The organism is Deinococcus aquaticus (assembly GCF_028622095.1).
In the GTDB taxonomy this organism is placed as follows: Bacteria; Deinococcota; Deinococci; order Deinococcales; family Deinococcaceae; genus Deinococcus; species Deinococcus aquaticus.
In genome coordinates, this window is the sequence record NZ_CP115165.1 from 879,723 (window position 1) to 898,408 (window position 18,686).

Sequence of the window (18,686 nt, forward strand, 5' to 3'; positions counted from 1 at the left end):
CGGGCATCACTGCAAATCACAGGCCCTGGCATGGGGTATAAGAAAACCTGATGGCGTCTCTTGATCCGTTCCGTGTGTTCGTGGCGGTGTACCGTGCCGGCAGCCTGAGCCGCGCCGCCCGTGACCGCCACCTGACCCAGCCCGCCGTGAGTGCGCAACTGGCGGCGCTGGAGGCCCGCATGGGCGAGCCTCTATTTCTGCGCACCCCGCGCGGCGTGACTCCAACCGAGCGCGGCAAACTGCTGTACGCACAGGTGGCGCAGAGCGTGGATCACCTCCAGGCGGCCAGCGCTGCCCTGCGCGGCAGCCCGGCCCCGCCTGGCCCACTGCGGCTGGGCCTGACACCCGAGGTCCTGCACGGCTTCGCGCTGCCCCGGCTGGCCGGACTGCCGGGCGCGCTGCACGTCACGTTCGGCGAGGACCGCGCGCTGCTGGCCGCGCTGGGCAGCGGCACGCTGGACGCCGCGCTGGTCACGACCGAACCCGAGGGCCGCCAGTTGACGGCGCAGGTCGTGACCGAGATGCCGTTCGCGCTGATCGGCCCGCCCGACTGGGACGCCGCGCCCACCCTGCCCGCCACGCTGGGCGCGTGGCTGAACGCGCGGCCGTGGGTGAGTTACAGCGTGGAACTGCCGGTCACGCGGCGGTTCTTCACGGGCACGCTGGGGCAGCGGTTCGCGGCGCGGCAGGCGCTGATCGCGCCGGACCTGCGGGCCGTGGTGCGGGCCGTCACACTGGGCATGGGGGCCAGTCTGGTTCCCCTGTTCGCCGCGCAGGAGGCGCTGGACGCCGGGCAGGTCCGCGAACTCTGGCCCGCCCGGTCGCGCATCCCGGCGGCCCGCTGGTGGCTGGCGCAGCGCGCGGCCGACGAGGCGCGGCCCGACCTGCACGCCCTGCGAGGAGCGTTGCAGACCGGGCCGCTGCCGGACGTCATACGGGTGCCGTCTGTTCCCACCCGCATCCGCCCGGATTGAACAGGTTGACACCCATTCAACCGGGTTCCGGGTCAGTTCAGAGTCTTGAGGTACGCGTGGATGTTGGCCACGTCCGCGTCGCTGATCTGGCCTTCGCTGAAGCGGGGCATCGCGGCGCTCAGTTCACGCTGCGGGGTTTTACCCTCGCGCAGGGAGGTCAGGAACTGCGCGTCCGTCCAGGCTTTCGGGCCGTCGGCGGTCACGAGGCTCGGGCCGATCTGACCCTGTGCGTTCGCGCCGTGGCACCCGGCGCAGTTGCCCGCGAAGACCGTCTGCCCGGCGGTGGGATCGCCAGCGGCGGCCTCCCCGGCAGGCGCGGCGTCGGTGGTCGCAGCGGCGGCAGGTGTAGCGTCGGGGGCAGCAGTATCGGTGGCGGGCGCAGGGGTCGTGGTGGCCCCCGTGGTCGTCGAATTGGTCGTCGTTGACTCTGCGGTCGTTGACTCTGTGGTCATTGACTGGGTGGCCGTTTCGGGCATGGTCGTTGCGGTCGTCCCGGTCTTCGTGGTTTCGGCCTGGGGGGCTTTCATGAGCTGCGGGGTGGCGATCAGCAGGGTCACGCCCAGTACCAGTCCGGCCGTAACGCCCAGGGCCCAGGACATCACGTCACCCGCTTCACGCTGCGTTCGTCTGTTCATGCCCCGAGCATACGACTGGCCTGCCGGGACATGTGGGAGGGCCGCCGGGGGAGTTTCTTCATGCCCCTGCCCGCCGCCTCCCGGGGCGCGCGGCGTTACAGCAGCGGGGTGGGGGGCGCGCCGCGTTCCTCTTCCGGCCACCACTGCCTCGCGGCGAGGTCGCAGCGGCCCGTGCCGTCCAGCACGACGCCCTCGGCGCGCAGCAGGCCCTCCTGCATGTCCCCGAAGCCGACCTTGTGGGTGCTGACGCGGCCCTGCGCGTTGATCACGCGGTGCCACGGCAACCCGTCGCCGGACGTGCTCACGCCGCCCACAAGCGAGTTCATCACGAAGCCCACCTGCCGGGCCGCACCGGGATTCCCGGCCAGCAGCGCCAGTTGCCCGTACGTCATGACGTGGCCCTCGGGAATGCGGGCCACCAGGGCCAGCACCCGTTCACGGAACGCGGGGGCCACCGGCGCAGACTGGGCAGGGTCGCTCATGCCGTCATTGTGCACGACTGGACGGCCCGGGCCGCGTCAGGGGGCCCGTTTGGCGAGGGGGGGGGAGCTCCCGGCATCGGCGGTCACGCCGCTGACCAGGGCCTCGCGGACGCCCTGCGCGATGCCCAGCGCCACGCGGTCCAGGTAATTGCTGTCTTTCAGGTTCTGCCCGTCGACCGGGTGGCTGGCGAAGCCGATCTCGACCAGCGCGGCCGGAATGCGGCTGTTACGCAGCACGCTCAGGGACTGGTTGTTCTTCAGACCCTTGCTGAACGCGCCGGTCTGCTCAACCATGTTGCGTTGCAGCAGCGAGGCCAGGGCGCTGCTGTTGGGGTGGTTGGGATTCCACCAGGTTTCCACACCGTAGCCCTTGAGGGCGCTGCGGGCTTCGAGGGCGTTCACGTGAATACTGACGAACAGTTGCGTGCCGGGGGTGCCCATGCCGGCGCGCATCTTCAGGTCGGTGTTCTTGTCGCTGCTCAGTTCGCGGTCGCTGTCACGGGTCAGGACGACGTCCACGCCGGCCGGTGCCAGCAGGTCCCGCACGCGTAGCGCGACGGCCAGCGTGACTTCCTTCTCGGTGACCGACCCGACCGCGCCGGGGTCCCGGCCGCCGTGCCCGGCGTCGATGACCACGCGGGGCCGGACGTACGTGGCGCTCAGGGCCAGGATGGCCGTGCCGCGCGTGGCCGGGAAGGGCGGCACGGCCGCCACGATCCGCGCGGCGGCGGGCAGTGGGGTCAGGTCGGCCATGGCGGGCGACAGGTCGATGGCCAGCCGGGACAGCGCGCCGCTGCCCGGCAGCAGCAGTTGCGCGCGCCAGCCGCTGCGGGCGGTGGTGGGGGCGGGCGTGGACAGCAGGATGATCCCGCCGCTCAGGGTGGGCTGCGCGGACCATTCCGTCAGTTCCGGGCTGACGTTCCGTTCCCGCTGGGCCGGGACGGCCGGGCCGGTCAGCTCCACGCTCAGGCCGCCGGGTCCGGGCACGATGCGGTAGGCGGTGCCGGGCGGCAGGTCCAGCACCACGCGCGTCTGGCCGGGGCTCTTGCCGATCCGCAGTTGCGGCAGCGTGACGCCGCCCGACGTGCCGGGCACCAGTCCGTTCAGGTCGTTGGGGCGGGCGGTGTTGTCGCCGGGCAGGGCCGGGGCGGGCGGCAGGACCTTCCCGCCGCGCGTGACGGTATCGCCGGGCGGGAGGCTGCTGACACTGGCCGGGGCGGAGGTGACTGTGTTGACTGGAGCGTTCAGGACGGCCTGCGCGGCGGCGCTGATGGGCGCGCTGGGCAGCACGCGGCTGTTCGGCGCGCCGCCCGTGACGGTCGCGCCGATGTCGATGATCAGCACGCGGGTGCCGGTTGCCAGCGTGGCCTCGCGCGCCTGCCAGCCGTCGGTCAGGGACAGCGGAAACAGGGTGGACAGCGTGGCCTGCCCGCCCCCGGCGCGGTACTCGGTGACGCTGTTGCCCAGGCCGCTGACCACGGCGGGCTGCACGCGCGCGCCCTGCACGTCCACGCGCAGGCCTGTGAAGGTAGGGGTCAGGGAGTAACTGACGCCGGGAGCCAGGTCGAACACCACGCGCGTCGCGCTGCCCTGGTTGCTGGAGCGGGGCGAGCCGAAGGTGGCGTTCTGCACGCCGGTCAGTGTGATGGGCACTGACGGCGTGACGGTCGCGCTGCCCGCCGCAGAGACGGTGGGGGGAACGGCGGCGGGGGCGGACCGCTGAAACGGATCACCGGTCTGGGCCAGTCCTGAACCCGCGACCGCCATCAGCAGCGCGGATGAGAGGAAAGTGGCAGTCAGCTTCATGTTGACCTGTACTTTACCTGTCCGCAGTGAGAATTGAGCAGAAAGACTCATTTTTATTCAGCGGGCATGCAGCGCCCGCCAGCACACACTTTCAGCCGTGCGGCCTGCTCGTTCCTCCGGCGGCGCGCGGCGTCTCATGAGCGGCCGCGCCGCCTTTCAGGGCGTACAGAAGTCATACGGACTGCCGTCTGTTTCGTTCACAACCCGCCAGGGCACCGGGTGGCCAACTCCACGCCCGGAATCCTCTGTGCTCCTGCTCACTCCGCTCCGTATCAGGGGGCGTTGAAGGTCCGGGCGTCCGGGGCGAACAGGCGGTCCCAGGTGGCGCGGTCCACGCGGCCCGTGACGGGCAGGGCGCTGGCCTGCTGGAAGGCGCGGACGGCCTCGGCGGTGACGGGGCCGAACCAGCCGTCGCCCTGGCCGGGGCGGGCGGGGCGCATCAGGCGGATCAGGCGGTTCTGCACGGCCAGCACGTCCGGGCCGTTCAGGCGGGTGGTTTGCACGGCGAGTGGCCGGCTGAACGGTACCGGGGCCAGCGAGCGCGCCGAGCGACCGGACGCGGGGGTAGAAACGGTGGGGGACGCAGTGGCAGCCGGGGTCGCCTGTTCAGCCGCCGGCAGGGTCACGCGCGGGGTGGGAGGCGTGGGCGCCGGGCGGGCTGCCTGGGCGGTTCCGGGCGGGTCGAGTGGGGTCAGGGTCACGCCGCCCATCTGCACGGTCCCGGCGGGCAGGGTGGGCGCGGGCAGCGGGGTGGCCGGGGCACTGGCGGGGGCGCTGCTGTCCGGGGTGGGGTCGCCGTCCGGGGGCAGGTCCAGGTAGATCAGGGTCTGGGCGCGGCCGTCCGGGTCAGGTTGCAGGCGCAGGTATACGAAGCCGCCGGGGGTGTCCAGCCAGTTGAACACGCTGCGCTGGTCGTCGCGGCTGCGCCACACGCCGTACAGGTCGGCTTTCAGGGCGGCGGTCAGGGTCTGCCGGACCTGCTCGGTGGTACCGGGCGCGCCGACGCACTGTTTGCCGGGCGTGCCGATGGGGTCGAAACTGGCCGGGCAGTTGCGCAGCACGCCGTTCAGGGCGGCGGCGGTGCGGGTGGCGGCGGCGCTCAGGTCCGGCGTGCGGGCCTGGGCGTGCGCGGCCAGCAGGGTCAGGGCGAGGGTCAGGGCCACGGCGCGCAGGGCCAGGCGGCGCGGCGCCGGGAGGGGAAGGGAGCGGGTCGTGGGCGTGGCACGCCGGTTCATACCGTCAGTGGTAGCACGTGTGGGCTGACGGACCCTGAGGGTCTGCTCAGGGGGCGCTTCATGCAGGCCTGCGCGGGCGGCGTTTGTGCTCCAGCTCATGCTTTGTTTTGTAAAGCATGGGAGAATGTGGGCATGACCGCCTCCTTCCAGCCCGCCAGCCCCGACAAGATCCGCGTGGACATCTGGTCCGACGTCGCCTGCCCCTGGTGCTACGTCGGCAAACGCCGCCTGGAAAGCGCCCTGGCGCAGTTCCCGCAGAGCGACAACGTCGAGATCGTCTGGCACTCCTTCGAACTCGACCCCAGCACGCCCGCCGAGCACCCCCTGAACATGCGCGACGGACTGCCCGCAAGTACGGCCGCAGCGCCGACGAGGCCCAGGGCATGATGGACCACATGACCCGCGTGGCCGCCGACGAGGGCCTGGACTACCACTTCGACCGCGTGCGCATCGGCAACACCTTCCTGGCCCACCAGCTGATCCACCACGCCGCCGCGCACGGCCAGCAGGACGCCATGAAGGAACGCCTGCTGCGCGCCTACATGAGCGAGGGCGAACTGATCAGCGACCTGGACACCCTGGTCCGCCTGGGCGAGGAAACCGGACTGGACGGCGCCGAGGTGCGCGCCGCGCTGCTGGACGGCCGCCACGCACACGCCGTCCGCCAGGATGAAACGCAGGCGCAGGCGCTGGGCATCAGCGGCGTGCCCTTCTTCGTGCTGGGCGGCAAGTACGGCGTGAACGGCGCGCAGGACCCGCAGACGCTGCTGGGCGCCCTGACGCAGGTCTGGGACGAGACCCACCCCGCGCCCCTCCAGATGATCGGCGCGGACGCCCCCGCCGAAGGCTGCGAGGACGGGCAGTGCGCCGTGCCCGCGCAGAACTGAACGCCGGGAAGGCACAGGGCAGATAGCAGATGGCTCAAGGCAGATGGCAGAGGCGGGAATTCGCCATCTGCCATCTGTTTTCTGCCATCCGCCTGCGGCCTACGCGGGTCCCGGCGTGAGCTTCCCGGTGGGCGCAGCGGTTTCGGTGGGGCGCAGGTCGGGCGAGAGGGGAGGTAACGTACCCCCGGCTAGGACGGTCTGCACGTCCTCGCCGCTGAGGCTCTCGCGGGCGACGAGTTCGTCGGTCAGGCGGTACAGGACGTGCGCGTGCTCGCCCAGCAGGTCCAGTGCCCGCTGGAACTCGCCGTTCAGGATGCGGCTGACTTCCTCGTCGATGGCCTGCGCGGTGTGGTCGCTGTACGCGCCCTGCTGCGGGCCGTACCCCAGGTACGAGCCGCTGTCCTGCTCCAGCGCCAGTTGCCCCACGCTGCTCATGCCCCACTCGGTGACCATGCGCCGCGCGATGCTGGTCGCCTGCTGGAAGTCGTTGGCCGCGCCGGTCGTGACCTGCCCGGTGGCGATCTGCTCGGCGGCGTGCCCGGCCAGCGCCACGCAGATCCGGTCCAGCAGCGCGGCGCGGGTGTGGTGCATGCGGTCCTGCGGGGTGTACAGCGCGCTGCCCAGGCTGCGGCCCCGGGGCACGATGGTCAGCTTGTGGGCCTTGTCCGCGCCGGGCAGCAGTTGCGCGGCGAGGGCGTGGCCGACCTCGTGGTACGCCGTGACCTTCCGGTCCGCCTCCCGCACCACCAGACTGCGCCGCTCCGGGCCCATCAGCACCCGGTCCCGCGCTTCATCCACGTCCCGCCCCACGATCCGCGTCCGACCCGACCGCGCCGCCTGCAACGCCGCCTCGTTCAGCAGGTTCTCCAGGTCCGCCCCCACCATCCCCGCCGTCCGCCGTGCCACCACACCCAGGTCCACGCTGGCGTCCAGGGGCTTCTTGCGCGCGTGAATGCGCAGGATCTGCTCGCGGCCCCGCACGTCCGGTGCATCCACCACCACCTGCCGGTCGAAGCGTCCCGGACGCAGCAGCGCTGCGTCCAGCACGTCCGGGCGGTTCGTGGCGGCCAGGATGATCACCTCCTGCCCGCTACTGAAGCCGTCCATCTCGACGAGCAGCTGATTGAGGGTCTGTTCGCGTTCGTCGTTGCCGCCCTGCATGTTCATGCCGCGCTTGCGGCCCACGGCGTCGATCTCGTCGATGAAGACGATGCAGGGCGCGGCCTTGCGGGCCTGCTCGAACAGGTCGCGGACGCGGGCGGCGCCGACGCCGACGAACATCTCGACGAAGTCGCTGCCGCTGATGCTGAAGTACGGCACGCGGGCCTCACCGGCAACGGCCTTGGCGAGGAGGGTCTTGCCGCTGCCGGGAGGGCCGACCAGCAACACGCCGTGGGGGATGCGGGCGCCGAGCTGGTGGTACTTCTCGGGGTGGCGGAGGAAATCGACGACTTCCTGGAGGTCCTGTTTGGCCTCGTCGCAGCCGGCGACGTCGGTGAAGTTGAGTTTGATCTGGCCCTCGCTGATCACGGCCGCCTTCGACTTCCCGAAATTTCCCGCCGCGTCGCTGCCGCCGCTCTGGCGACCGCGCATCAGCAGGACGATCAGGCCGCCGATCAGGGCGACAGTCAGGGCCACGCTCAGGACGCTCAGGACACTCAGGCGGGACGGCGCGAGGTACGAGACGGTCACCCCGGACTGCTGGAGCGACGCGAGGTTCAGCAGCGGGTCGGCCGCCAGGGTGCGGGTGCGGTAGGGGCGGCCGTCCTCGAGTTGCCCGCCGACCTGCGCGGTTCCGTTCTGGTACACGATGACGGCCGTACTGACCTGCCCGCGGTTCAGGGCCGCCGTGAACTCCGTGAGGTTCAGTTCGTTCCTGCGGTCACGCGGCAGGGTCATGCCAAGCGCGAGGAGCAGCAGCAGCGCCAGCCCCAGTCCCCACAGCACGGTGGGCCGCTTCATCCGGCCCTCTGCGGCGCGGCAGTGACGCCCCTTATGGTCCCGTCGGTCGTGCCCCAATCGGTCATGCCCCAGTGTAGACCCCGCCCGCGCCCCCAGACTGAAAGCAAGGCCCCTCAGCGCCCCGGGCCGCCCCGCCCACCGGGGGTTCCGCTGGTCACCCTTCCACTGGTCTCCCTGCGGCCACCCGTCCGGCCGTCTTCCCTCCCCTGGCGGCCGGTGTTCCCTTAAGCGTTCAACCACCAAAGCGGCCGTGTCAGGCCCGCGTGAAGACTCCGGTCAGCCTGGACAGGCATACTCGGCGGATGCGGTTTTCACGGTTCTCCCCGTTCACGCTTCTTTCCTTCCCCCGACGATCCCGTCTGCTGCCGCTGCTGGCCCTGCTGACCCCCCCACTGGCGGCCCCCCTGACCGGCGGCCTGACGGGCGCGGGGCTGGCCGTGGCCGGTCTGGCCGCGCTGGGGCACGCGCACGCAGCTCAGCCCATGCTGGGCTCGGTGCAGCTGACCTTCACGCTGGATCAGGCGGGCGCGTTCGTGAACGGCAGTCCCGTCACGCTGCAGAGCCCGCCGCGCCTGATCGGGGGGCGCACCATGCTGCCCCTGCGCGAGGTGGCGGACCTGCTGGGGCAACCGCTGCTGGGCACCACCACGCAGCTGCAACTGGCGCGCCTGAGCGTGGACGCCCGCCAGAACAGCGCCTCGCTGAGCGGGCAGGCGCAGCCCGCCGGGACGGTCGCCAGCGTGGGCACCACCCTGTACGTCAGCGCCCGCACACTGGCCGACGCCCTGAACGCCAACCTGATCAGCGACGACCGCACCTTCACGCTGACCGCCCTGCGCGACGGCGGCAACCCCCTGACCCCGCAGGCGCGCTTCAGTACCGACAAGAGCGTGTACGCGCCGGGCGAGCGGGTCGTGTACACCGAGTACCCCTTCGACCCGGACGGCGCGGACATCACCGCGCGCCGCTGGACCGGCCGGCAGGACGCGTACTTTCAGCCCGGCACGTACACCGTCGGGCTGACCGTCACGAACAGCCGGGGCCTTCAGAGCCAGCCGTTCACGCGCACCATCCGCGTGGAAGGCACGCCCGCCGACAGTCCCCTGACGTACGCCCTGAAGTACGCGCAGCCCGGCGACGCCTTCCCCGACCCGCAGATCCTGAACTACCCGTCGGCCACGCCCGTCACCGTGGACGGCCCGAACTACCCGCTGCTGTTCAGTGACAGCCCCGAGGTGCCCACCCAGAGCGGCATCCTGTACCAGGACAGCGTGCAGGGGCGCGCGCGGCTGCTGGCGTACCACCTGAACGGCCTGGGCCGCCCGGCCCGCCTGTACGTCATGGCCCGCAACCTCGAATCCCGCGCCGTGGAAGTCCGCAGCGAACGCCTGGGCGAGACGGCCCCCACCCGCATCGAGGGCATCCTGGGGCAGGTGACGCTCATGGAGTACTTCGCTTCCAGCGGCGGCACCACCCTGAGCCTGATGCCGGGCCAGTCGGCCGCCGTGTACGCCAGCCCCACCCTGAGCGCCGGGAGCGGCGTGAACGTCATGCAGGACCTGACCACCTCGGGCCGCGTGGAGCTGACCTTCCTGATGCTGGAAGACACCCTGCCGCCCACCGGGCAGGTCGCGCAGCAACTCCCGTACCTGCGCCCGGACGGCCGGCACGTGCGCGGCACCTTCCCGGACGCCGTGCGGCACCTGCGCGTGAACCTGAGCACCCTGCCCACCCGCATCGTGATCGGGGACGGTCAGGTGGACCCCGCCATCGTGGGCACCGACGCCCTGACCCGCCAGAGCGTGCGCCTGAGCGGCAACTACGGCGTGCTGTACGACCTGGAAGTGAACGGCGCGGCCGGCACCGCCGTGGCCCTCAGCCCGCGCGGCGGCCTGTACCGGGGCGCCATGAACGTGCAGGACGGCCCCATCACGCAGACCATCAAGTTGCCCCGCAGCGGCAACGCCCTGAAACCCGACGAACCCGTCATGCTGTGGCGCTCCCAGAGCGACCGCCTGAACATCGACTTCGTGCCGGCCAGCGGCAGCAACCTGCCGATCAGCCTGGTGTTCTACCGCGCCCGGACGCTCAGCGGGTTCGGCGGGCTGATCAAGACCTACCAGCCGTAAGCGGCAGGACGGGGCGGGGGACACGGCCAGACCCGGCGCCCGTGTCCCTCGTTCCGGTTCTGTACCAGGGGTCAGTCTGGGCCATAGACTGCGCGGCAGATGAAGACGCCCTTCACGTTCACGCGCTCCCGCCCCGGCCGCCGGGTCTGGCCGCGTTCCCTGCGGCAGGGCGCCCTGGGCGCGGCCCTGACCGTGACCCTGACCGCCTGCCCGGCCACGCCCATCACGGACACCGGCACTGGCACTGGCATGAGCGGCGGCGCGGCCCCCAGCAGCCCTGGCCCCGCCGGGGGCACGGCCAGCACCGGCGCGCCCCCCTGCAACCTGACGCCCGCCGCGTGGGCCGCCATCGAGGCGCCGGGGAACTCGGCGGCGCGCGTGTGGGACGAACTGGCCCTGAACGCCATTCGCAGCGTGCTACCGCAACCCGCCGCGCACGCCCGCAACCTGTTCCACCTGTCGGCCGCCATGTACGACACCTGGGCCGCCTTTGATCCCACCGCGCAGGGCGTGTTCGTTCAGGAAACCCACCAGGGCACGCCCGCGCAGGTCGAACTGGCTCTGAACCGCGCCGCGCACCGCGTCCTGCGCGCCCGGTACGCGGGCGTCGTCCCGGCGCTCGGCACCTGCTTCGACGACCGCCTGCGGCACCTGGGCCTGGACCCCGCCGACACCGGCACGCAGGGGGACACGCCCGCCGCGACCGGCAACCGCATCGCGCAGGCCATCCTGGACGCCGCCCGCATGGACGGCGCGAACGAGGCGCAGGGGTATGCCGACACTACCGGCTACCGCGCCGTGAACGGCCCTCTGCGCCCCGAGATTCCCGGCGCGACCCCCAGCAACCCCGACCGCTGGCAACCGCTGCTGCTGAAAGAACCGTTCACGCAGAACGGCATTCCCCTCAGCGGCCCGCAGACCTTCATGGGCGCGCAGTGGGGCAACGTGAAACCCTTCGCCATGACCCGCAACGGCCGCTTCTACCACGACCCCGGCCCCGTCCCCAGCATCAGCGACCCACTCATGGCCGCCCGCTGGGTACCGGACCTGCTACGCCGGCAGGCCCAGCTGGACCCCGCCCGGCCGGACATGACCGACCTGTCCCCCGCCGTGACCGGCAACAACCCCCTGGGCACCAACGACGGGCGCGGCCACCCCCTCAACCCCGTGACCGGGCAGCCGTACGCGCCGAATCCCACGAAACTCGCGGATTACGGGCGGATCATCGCGGAATTCTGGGCGGACGGCCCGCGCGCCGAGACGCCCCCCGGCCACTGGAACGTCCTGGCGAACGCCGTCAGCGACGACGCCCGCCTCCCCCACCGGCTGGGCGGCCAGGGCCCGGCGCTGCCCCGCCTGGAATGGGACGTGAAACTGTACCTGGCCCTGAACGCCGCCATGCACGACGCCGCCATTGCCGCCTGGGACGTGAAACGGCAATCCGACACCGCGCGGCCCATCACGCTGGTGCGCGTCCTGGCCGCCCGGCAGGCCCTCCCTGACGAAGCAGGCGTGACCGAGGAGCGCGGCGGGAAACTCCTGGCCCGCAGCTTCAACCCCGCCGGGGGCTTCTCCTGGCGTGACCCCGCCGACTGGATTCCGTACCAGACGGCCGTGTTCGTCAGTCCCGCCTTCCCCGGCTTCGTGTCCGGGCACTCCACGTTCAGCCGCGCCGCCGCCAGCGTCCTGACCGACCTGACCGGCAGCGGCTTCTTCCCCGGCGGCCTGTACGAGATGACGGCCGCGCCCGGCTTCATCCGCAGCGACTCGAGTACCAACGACTCGCCCGTGCGCCTGCAATGGGCCACGTACGCCGACGCCGCCGATCAGGCCGGGCAGTCCCGCATCTGGGGCGGCATTCACATCGAACCCGACGACCTCGCCGGGCGGCGCATCGGGCACGAGGTCGGGCTGGACGCCGTGGCCCTGGCCCGCCGGTACTTCACGGGACAGGCACCCTGACCGGGGGCAGCGCCGTAAACAACTGACGGGTCAAGGCTGACTGGTAACGAACAACCCCCGCCGGAGCGGGGGCACGTGACGAGATTCAGTCGTCGTTCTCGGCGTTCTTGCCGCGTTTGTACGGGCCTTTCTCGTTCCATTTGAGGCGGACGGGAATCCCGGCGAGTTGCAGGTCCTCGCGGATGCGGTTCTGCAGGAAGCCCTCGTAGGCGCGGGTGACGAAGTCGGCGCGGTTGCAGAAGATCGCAAACGTGGGGGGCGCGGTCTCGACCTGGGTCATGAAGTACATCTTGAGTTTCTTGCCGTGGAAGTTCGGGACGCTCTGGCGCATCTGCCAGACGCCCAGCCAGCGGTTCAGTTCGCTGGTGGGGATGCGGCTCTGCCATTTCTCGTGGAGTTTCATGGCTTCGGCCAGCATCTCGTGAATGCCGTACTCGTTGATGGCGCTGGTGTACACGCGGGGCGCGTAGCTGATGTGGTGGAGTTTCTGGTTCAGGTCCTTCTCGGTGGATTTGAGGTCCGCGTCGGGCACGAGGTCCCATTTGTTCACGATGACGATCACGGGTTTGCCGCTGTCGTACGCGATGTTCGCGAGCTTCAGTTCGTGGTCGCCGAGGTCGCCGGCGTTCACGACCAGCCAGATCAGGTCGCTGCGGCCGATGGCGGCCTGCGAACGCTGGATGGCGTAGTCCTCGACGGCCGTGTCGGGTTTCTTGCGGATGCCGGCGGTGTCGACCAGCACGAAGCGCTGACCGCCGTAATCCCACTCGACGTCCAGGGAGTCGCGGGTGGTGCCGGGTTGATCGGCCACGATGGCGCGGTCGGTCTGCGTGATGGCGTTCAGCAGGCTGCTCTTGCCGACGTTCGGGCGGCCGATCAGGGAGATGCGGATGGGCGCGATCTCGGGGATGTCCTCATCGTCCTCGGGCAGGTAGGTCATGACGCGGTCGAGCAGGTCGTCGAGGCCGCGCGCGTGTTCGGCGCTGATGGCGATGGGTTCCCCGAAGCCCAGGCCCCACAGTTCGGCCATGTAGACCTCGTGCTTGGGGCTGTCGATCTTGTTCGCGGCGATGATGACGGGCTTCCCGAGGCGGCGCAGCCAGTCGGTGACCTCGTAGTCGGCGGCGCTTAGGCCCTCACGAGGGTCGAGGACGAAGATGACGGCCTGCGCGCCTTCCATGGCCCACTCGGCTTTCTCGCGGATGGCGTCTTCCCACTCGTCGCCGCTCCAGAGGCCGCCGGTGTCGATCAGGGTGATGCGGTGGTTCTGGTGCAGCATCAGGCCTTCCTTGGCGTCTCGGGTAACGCCGGGAAGGTCGGCCACGACGGCCTCACGGCGGCCGATGAGGCGGTTGAACAGGCTGGATTTGCCGACGTTGGGTCGGCCTACGATAGCGACTTTATGCATGTGGACGCTCCTTGTACGGTGTCGGTTCCGCCCCGGGCGCCTGGGGGGTTCCGCCGATTGTCCGCCGCCCCCACTGGGCGGCCCGGACCACAGACTTTCCAGTATACAGACTGGCGGCCTTTCTCCCAGACGGCGCGTCACGATTCGCCGGGGGGGTGCATGGAGCCGGAGGCCTTCCGACGTACCCAGACGCGTCCCAGACGGCTTTTTCCCGGCGGACTGCATGGATTTGACAGGCCGTGCAGTCCGCGCTATCTTTTAGAAATCACCGCCCACGAGGCGGATTTTTTGTTTTTGATCGCGGCACAGTTGTAGCCTGTGGGGCATGACCTCCCACCCACTGAAAGCCGCCGCGTGGCTACTGGACCACGCGCAGGACACAGGCGTGCGCGTGCTGGACTGCCGGTACGCCCTGAGCGACCCGCTGGTGGGCCGCGTCGCGTTCCTGGCGGGGCACGTGCCGGGCGCCGCATACGCCGACCTGGAAACGGACCTGAGCGGCCCCGTGCAGCCCGGCGGCGCGGGCGGCCGTCACCCACTCCCGGACCCGGCGGCGCTGGCCGTATGGCTGGGCCGCGTGGGCATCGGGAACGACAGCGTGGTCGTGTGCTACGACGACCCCAGTACCGGGCAAGGCTTCTACGCGGCGCGGGCGTGGTGGCTGCTGCGCTGGCTGGGGCACGCGCAGGTGTTCGTGCTGGACGGCGGCTGGCCCGCGTGGCAGGGGGCAGGCGGCGCGGTGAGTACCGACGACGCCACACACGCACCCACAACCTTCACGCCGCGCGTGCAGCCCAGCATGGTCGCCGGCACGCAGGACGTGCAGGCCCGCGCGCCGGGCACGGTCCTGATCGACTCGCGCGCCCCGGCCCGCTACCGGGGCGAAATGGAACCCATCGACCGGAAGGCCGGGCACATCCCCGGCGCCGTGAACCGCGACTGGAGCGGCGTACTGGACGGCGCGGGCCACTGGCGCAGCCCCGAGGTGCTGGGCGTGCACCTGAACGCCGGGAACGCCCCCACCATCACGTACTGCGGCAGCGGCGTGAGCGCCACGCCGAACCTGCTGGCCCGCGAACTGGCCGGCGTGCCGCTCGGCCCGCACAACCGCCTGTACGCCGGATCATGGAGCGACTGGATCAGCGACGACACGCGCCCGGTGGGCGTGGGCCAGGAAGACTGAAGGGCGACCAGACCTGGGCCAGGGTGGTCATTCCCTCGGTGCCGGGCTGTCGTCTGCCGTGACCGGGACGGTGCCATCCGTCCATTCCAGCGTGAGGGTGTCCCCGACGTGGACCTGCGCGGCGCGGGTGACGGGCTGCCCGTCCGCGCCGCGCACGAGGGCGTACCCGCGTGCCAGGGTGCGCTGCGGGGTCAGGCCCAGCGCCTGACGCATCAGGGCGTCCACGTCCTGCGCGGCGCGGTCCACGTGCCGGCCAGCGGCGGTGCGGGCGCGGTCCAGTGCCCATTGCGCGCCCGCGTCGGCGTCCACGAGAATCTGCGCGGCGTGGGCGCGGACAGCGCGGGCGTCCTCCTGCGCCTGCGCGGCGGCCTGCGCGGCGGTGCGGACGATCAGGGCGGCGGCCTTGCTGGGCGTGTCGGTGCGAGTGTGCGCGACCTCGTCGGGCAGGGTGTCGTCCCGCGCGTGCCCGAGGCCCGTGATGACCGGCGCGGGAAAGGTCGCCAGCGCGCGGGCGAACGGCAGGTCGTTCAGCCACGCGAGGTCCGTGACGGCCCCGCCGCCCCGGAGGACGATCAGGGCGTCCAGCGGCTCCTGCGCGTGCAGGTCGGCGGCCGCCTGCACGGCGCGCAGCAGGCTGGGCGCGCCGTCCCGGCCCTGGAAGGTCGCCTCCAGGTAGACGGGGCGCAGCACCCCGGCGGCCTCCAGCGGGTCGATCTCGCGCCGGAAGTCACCCAGGCCCGCCGCGCCCGCCGGGGCGATCACGGCGAGGCGGTCGAAATCGGTGGGTGCGGGGTGCAGGCGGTTCAGGCCGTACACGCCCTCGCGCACCAGCGTCTCCCGCAGGGCGTCCAGGCGCAGCGCGGCGTCTCCCAGCGTGAATTCCGGCGCGATGTCCAGCACGTTCAGCGAGAAGCCGTACTGCTCGTGGAAGGTCGCCTCGCAGAACAGCAGGACCTTCAGGCCCGCCGTGAGGGTCCCGCCCGTCGCGCGGCGGAACTTGCCTTCCAGACTGAAGCGTTCCCGCGCCCAGACGGTCGCGCGGCACTTGGCGACCTCGCCGTCCTCGCCCGCCTGCACGAGATCCAGGTACAGGTGGCGGCGGTCCGTGACGCTGGCCACCTCGGCCCGCACCCACACCGCGCCGGGCACGCCGCGCGCGATGACCTGCCCCACGTACGCCAGCAACTCCGACAGTTCCAGGAACTGCTCGGGCGGCCGGGCCGGGTCGGTCTTCTTGCGGCGCGTCACAGGCGACCCCCCAGCACGCGGCCCGCGACGGCGGCCAGCAGGCCCAGCGTCACGCTGAGCAGCGCGTAGGCCAGTGCCGCCGCGCCCTGCCCGCGCGCCAGCAGGGTGTCGAGGTCCACGCTGAAGGTGGAAAAGGTCGTGAAGGCGCCCAGCACCCCGGTCCCGAACGCCAGTCGCGCCGCGTCCGGCCAGATGCCCCGGCCCACCAGGGTCAGGGTCAGGCCCAGCAGGAACGAGCCCAGCACGTTGATCAGCAGCACCGTCACGGGCAGCCCGCCCCGGTTCAGCAGCGGCCCCAGCGCCAGCCCCGCGCCGTACCGCGCGGCCGCGCCCAGCGCCCCACCGGCCATCACCCACACCCACGCACTCATGCCCGCAGCCCCATTCACGCAGCATAGAGCAGAGGGTCACGCCGCTCCCGGCGCGCCGCGTCTGCCATGCTGGGCAGCATGATTCGCGTCAAACTCCTGCGCAGCGGGGAGGACCAACCCTGGACCGGGCAGACCGGCGGCGTCTGGGTGGACGTTCAGAACCTCACGCCCGACGAACTCGCCAGCCTCCAGGCGGCGTTCAGCCTCAACCCCCTAGCCCTGGAGGACGCGCTGGAACAGGGCCACTGGAGCCGCGCCGAGGTGTACCCGGAGCACTCGTTCATCACGGTGCGGTCCTTCGCGCGGCCCGAGCAGGCCGACGAGTTCACGGAACGCCTGAGCGTCTTCACGTTCCCGGACGCCGTGCTGACCATCAGCAGCGGCGGCACGCACGCCCTGAACGCCGTGTGGCTCCTGACCGGCCGCGACAGCGTGAACAACCCGCAGGAGGTCACGTACGAACTGCTCGACCATACCGCCGATACTTTCTTCACGGCGGCCGACGCCCTCGAGGAGAACGCCGATACCCTGGAGGAACGCGTGTTTCAGAACCAGCGGCAGAACCCGGTGCCGGACGTGTTCGAACTCAAGCACCGCATCGGTCAGGCCCGCCGCCTCGCCACCGACGCCCGCGAGGCGACCGCCCTGATGGGCCGCCACGCCAACTGCACGCCCGCCGACCTGGTGCGCTACCGCGACGTGCAGGACTCGTTCACGCGTGCCGCCGGCCGCCTCGACGGGCTACGGGACCTGCTGACCAGCCTGCTGGACCTGCACCTGAACCTCCAGAGCCAGCGCATGAACGAGGTCATGCGGACCCTGACGGCCGTCAGCGTGATCTTCCTGCCCCTGACGTTCCTGGCAGGCGTGTGGGGGATGAACTTCGAATTCATGCCGGAACTGAAAAGCCCCTACGGGTACGCGCTGGCCTGGGCGAGCTTCCTGCTGATCGGCGGCCTGCTCGCCGCTTACTTCAAACGGCGCGGCTGGTGGTGATGGCGGATGGCGGATGGCGGATGGCGGATGGCGGATGGCGGATGGCGGATGGCGGATGGCGGATGGCGGATGGTGGATGGTGGATGGTGGATGGTGGATGGTGGATGGTCAACAGCGTGTGCGCTACGCCTCCGCCGCCGTCAAGGCCCACCCACTGCCCACTTCCTACAACCCACTCCCCCCTTCCGGCACGGGCAGGGGCCGGGGCGGGGGGGCGTACACGGCGCGGGCCGGCACGCTGAGGGTGGTGCGTTCCGGGTAACGCAGGGCGCTCAGATGGCCGCCGAAGGCGCAGCCGGTGTCCACGTTCACGGTGTGGCCCTTCCAGCGGGGCGCGGCGTGCGGGGTGTGGCCGTACACGACCAGCGCCGCGCCGTGGTAATCGGCGGCCCAGTCGCGGCGGATGGGGAGGCCCAGTTCGTCCCGCTGGCCGTTCACGTCGCCGTACAGAGCGAAGCTGCGCACGCGACCGCCGCCGCGCCCGTGGTAGTGGGCGGGCAGCCCGGCGTGCGCGACGATCAGCGCGCCGCCGTCCAGCACCAGTTGCGTGGGCAGCGTCTCGATGAAGGTGCGAACCTGCGCCTGTACGTCGGGACCCGCCTGTTCCAGTTGCGCCAGGGTGACGTCCAGGCCGTGCATGGCTTTCACGGCCTTCCCGGCCAGCGCGCGGCAGAGTTTCTCGTCGTGATTGCCGGGCACGCACAGCGCCGCGCCGCCCGCGACCATGCCCATGACGAGGTTCAGCACGCCCAGACTGTCCGGCCCGCGGTCCACGAGGTCCCCCACGAACACCGCCGTGCGCCCCCGCGGGTGCCGCGCGCCGCCGCCGCTCAGGTCGTACCCCAGGTCGCGCAGCAGGTCGCGCAGTTCCGGCAGGCAGCCGTGCACGTCGCCGATCACGTCGAACGGGCCGGTCAGGTCGCGGCGGTCCCCGCGCAGGGGCGTGCGCCGCAGCGGCAGCGTGCCTGCCTGCTCGTCACTGAACAGCACCTGCTCATTGCGGAAGCCCTCGGCGTGCAGGCCCCGGCGGGTGCGGCGCAACTCGGCCACCTGCGCCGCCACCACGTCCGCCGGGGCGGCGGTGCGGGCCTCCAGCACGGCGCGCGGCAGGTCCAGCACCACCGGCACGGGCTTCACGTCGTGCGCGCGGGCCAGCGCCGTGACTGGCACGCGGTCCACCGGGCGCACGAACAGGCCGTCCAGCACCGCCAGCCGTCCCGCCGCCAGCCTCTCCCCCGCCGCCGAGAGCAATGACGGCACGTCCGGGTAGTCCGCCTGCGCGAACACCTCCTCCGGCGCGAAGTGCCGCGCGGCGAGGGTACTTTTGCCCGCGCCGTGCGCGCCGATCAGCACGACCAGGGACAGGGCGGGAACCGTCAGTTCGGTCAGGGCGGGCTCGGCGGACACG

General features: G+C 71.5%; 16 protein-coding genes. 7 read left to right on the forward strand and 9 right to left on the reverse strand.

Annotated features, from left to right (window positions below; genetic code table 11):
* Nucleotides 1-50: 50 nt before the first annotated feature.
* Entirely contained in the window at nucleotides 51-974 is a 924-nt protein-coding gene (locus tag M8445_RS04265; RefSeq protein WP_273989932.1) for a LysR family transcriptional regulator, read from the forward strand.
* Between the two features lie 32 nt (nucleotides 975-1,006).
* Here the strand turns inward: M8445_RS04265 and M8445_RS04270 are convergent, their stop codons facing one another.
* The 4 genes from M8445_RS04270 to M8445_RS04285 form a co-directional block, all read right to left on the reverse strand.
* On the reverse strand, nucleotides 1,007-1,609 hold the full coding sequence (locus M8445_RS04270; RefSeq protein WP_273989933.1) for a c-type cytochrome: 603 nt from the start codon (nucleotides 1,607-1,609) through the stop codon (nucleotides 1,007-1,009).
* 95 nt (nucleotides 1,610-1,704) lie between these two features.
* Nucleotides 1,705-2,091 carry an MGMT family protein gene (locus M8445_RS04275; RefSeq protein WP_273989934.1) on the reverse strand — a complete coding sequence of 129 codons (387 nt, stop codon included), beginning with the start codon at nucleotides 2,089-2,091 and terminating at the stop codon, nucleotides 1,705-1,707.
* Nucleotides 2,092-2,127: 36 nt separating this feature from the next.
* Entirely contained in the window at nucleotides 2,128-3,897 is a 1,770-nt protein-coding gene (locus tag M8445_RS04280) for an N-acetylmuramoyl-L-alanine amidase (protein ID WP_273989936.1), read from the reverse strand.
* Between the two features lie 272 nt (nucleotides 3,898-4,169).
* Nucleotides 4,170-5,132, reverse strand: a complete 963-nt coding sequence (locus tag M8445_RS04285) for a peptidoglycan-binding domain-containing protein (protein ID WP_273989937.1) — start codon at nucleotides 5,130-5,132, stop codon at nucleotides 4,170-4,172.
* A 132-nt stretch (nucleotides 5,133-5,264) separates the two neighbouring features.
* Between M8445_RS04285 and M8445_RS04290 the strand changes: the two genes are divergently transcribed.
* Nucleotides 5,265-5,519: a DsbA family protein gene (locus M8445_RS04290; RefSeq protein ID WP_273989938.1), complete on the forward strand. Its 255-nt coding sequence runs from the start codon at nucleotides 5,265-5,267 to the stop codon at nucleotides 5,517-5,519.
* An 8-nt stretch (nucleotides 5,520-5,527) separates the two neighbouring features.
* Nucleotides 5,528-6,019 carry a DsbA family oxidoreductase gene (locus M8445_RS04295; protein WP_273989939.1) on the forward strand — a complete coding sequence of 164 codons (492 nt, stop codon included), beginning with the start codon at nucleotides 5,528-5,530 and terminating at the stop codon, nucleotides 6,017-6,019.
* Between the two features lie 99 nt (nucleotides 6,020-6,118).
* On the opposite strand, the gene ftsH is transcribed toward M8445_RS04295, so the two are convergent.
* Entirely contained in the window at nucleotides 6,119-7,981 is a 1,863-nt protein-coding gene (ftsH, locus tag M8445_RS04300; protein WP_273989940.1) for an ATP-dependent zinc metalloprotease FtsH, read from the reverse strand.
* Nucleotides 7,982-8,463: 482 nt separating this feature from the next.
* On the opposite strand from ftsH, the gene M8445_RS04305 reads away from it, so the two are divergent.
* Together M8445_RS04305 and M8445_RS04310 are read left to right on the forward strand one after the other, a co-directional pair.
* Nucleotides 8,464-10,110 (forward strand): stalk domain-containing protein, encoded by a 1,647-nt coding sequence (locus tag M8445_RS04305; RefSeq protein ID WP_273990829.1) that lies wholly within the window; start codon nucleotides 8,464-8,466, stop codon nucleotides 10,108-10,110.
* 99 nt (nucleotides 10,111-10,209) lie between these two features.
* Nucleotides 10,210-12,072 (forward strand): vanadium-dependent haloperoxidase, encoded by a 1,863-nt coding sequence (locus tag M8445_RS04310; protein ID WP_273989941.1) that lies wholly within the window; start codon nucleotides 10,210-10,212, stop codon nucleotides 12,070-12,072.
* An 85-nt stretch (nucleotides 12,073-12,157) separates the two neighbouring features.
* On the opposite strand, the gene der is transcribed toward M8445_RS04310, so the two are convergent.
* On the reverse strand, nucleotides 12,158-13,480 hold the full coding sequence (gene der / locus M8445_RS04315) for a ribosome biogenesis GTPase Der (protein ID WP_273989942.1): 1,323 nt from the start codon (nucleotides 13,478-13,480) through the stop codon (nucleotides 12,158-12,160).
* A 325-nt stretch (nucleotides 13,481-13,805) separates the two neighbouring features.
* Here der and M8445_RS04320 point away from each other — a divergent pair, with 325 nt between their 5' ends.
* Nucleotides 13,806-14,663: a sulfurtransferase gene (locus M8445_RS04320; protein WP_273989943.1), complete on the forward strand. Its 858-nt coding sequence runs from the start codon at nucleotides 13,806-13,808 to the stop codon at nucleotides 14,661-14,663.
* 27 nt (nucleotides 14,664-14,690) lie between these two features.
* Here M8445_RS04320 and xseA read toward each other — a convergent pair whose 3' ends face one another.
* Nucleotides 14,691-15,911, reverse strand: a complete 1,221-nt coding sequence (gene xseA / locus M8445_RS04325; RefSeq protein ID WP_273989945.1) for an exodeoxyribonuclease VII large subunit — start codon at nucleotides 15,909-15,911, stop codon at nucleotides 14,691-14,693.
* Complete coding sequence (crcB, locus tag M8445_RS04330) at nucleotides 15,908-16,282, reverse strand: fluoride efflux transporter CrcB (protein ID WP_221591788.1); 375 nt, start codon at nucleotides 16,280-16,282, stop codon at nucleotides 15,908-15,910. The genes xseA and crcB overlap by 4 nt, the downstream gene beginning before the upstream one ends.
* A gap of 78 nt (nucleotides 16,283-16,360) precedes the next feature.
* On the opposite strand from crcB, the gene M8445_RS04335 reads away from it, so the two are divergent.
* Nucleotides 16,361-17,278 carry a magnesium transporter CorA family protein gene (locus M8445_RS04335; RefSeq protein ID WP_273989947.1) on the forward strand — a complete coding sequence of 306 codons (918 nt, stop codon included), beginning with the start codon at nucleotides 16,361-16,363 and terminating at the stop codon, nucleotides 17,276-17,278.
* 165 nt (nucleotides 17,279-17,443) lie between these two features.
* Here the strand turns inward: M8445_RS04335 and M8445_RS04340 are convergent, their stop codons facing one another.
* A complete protein-coding gene (locus tag M8445_RS04340) occupies nucleotides 17,444-18,685 on the reverse strand; it encodes a metallophosphoesterase (protein ID WP_273989949.1) in 1,242 nt (413 codons plus the stop codon).
* Between the last annotated feature and the right edge of the window lies 1 nt (nucleotide 18,686).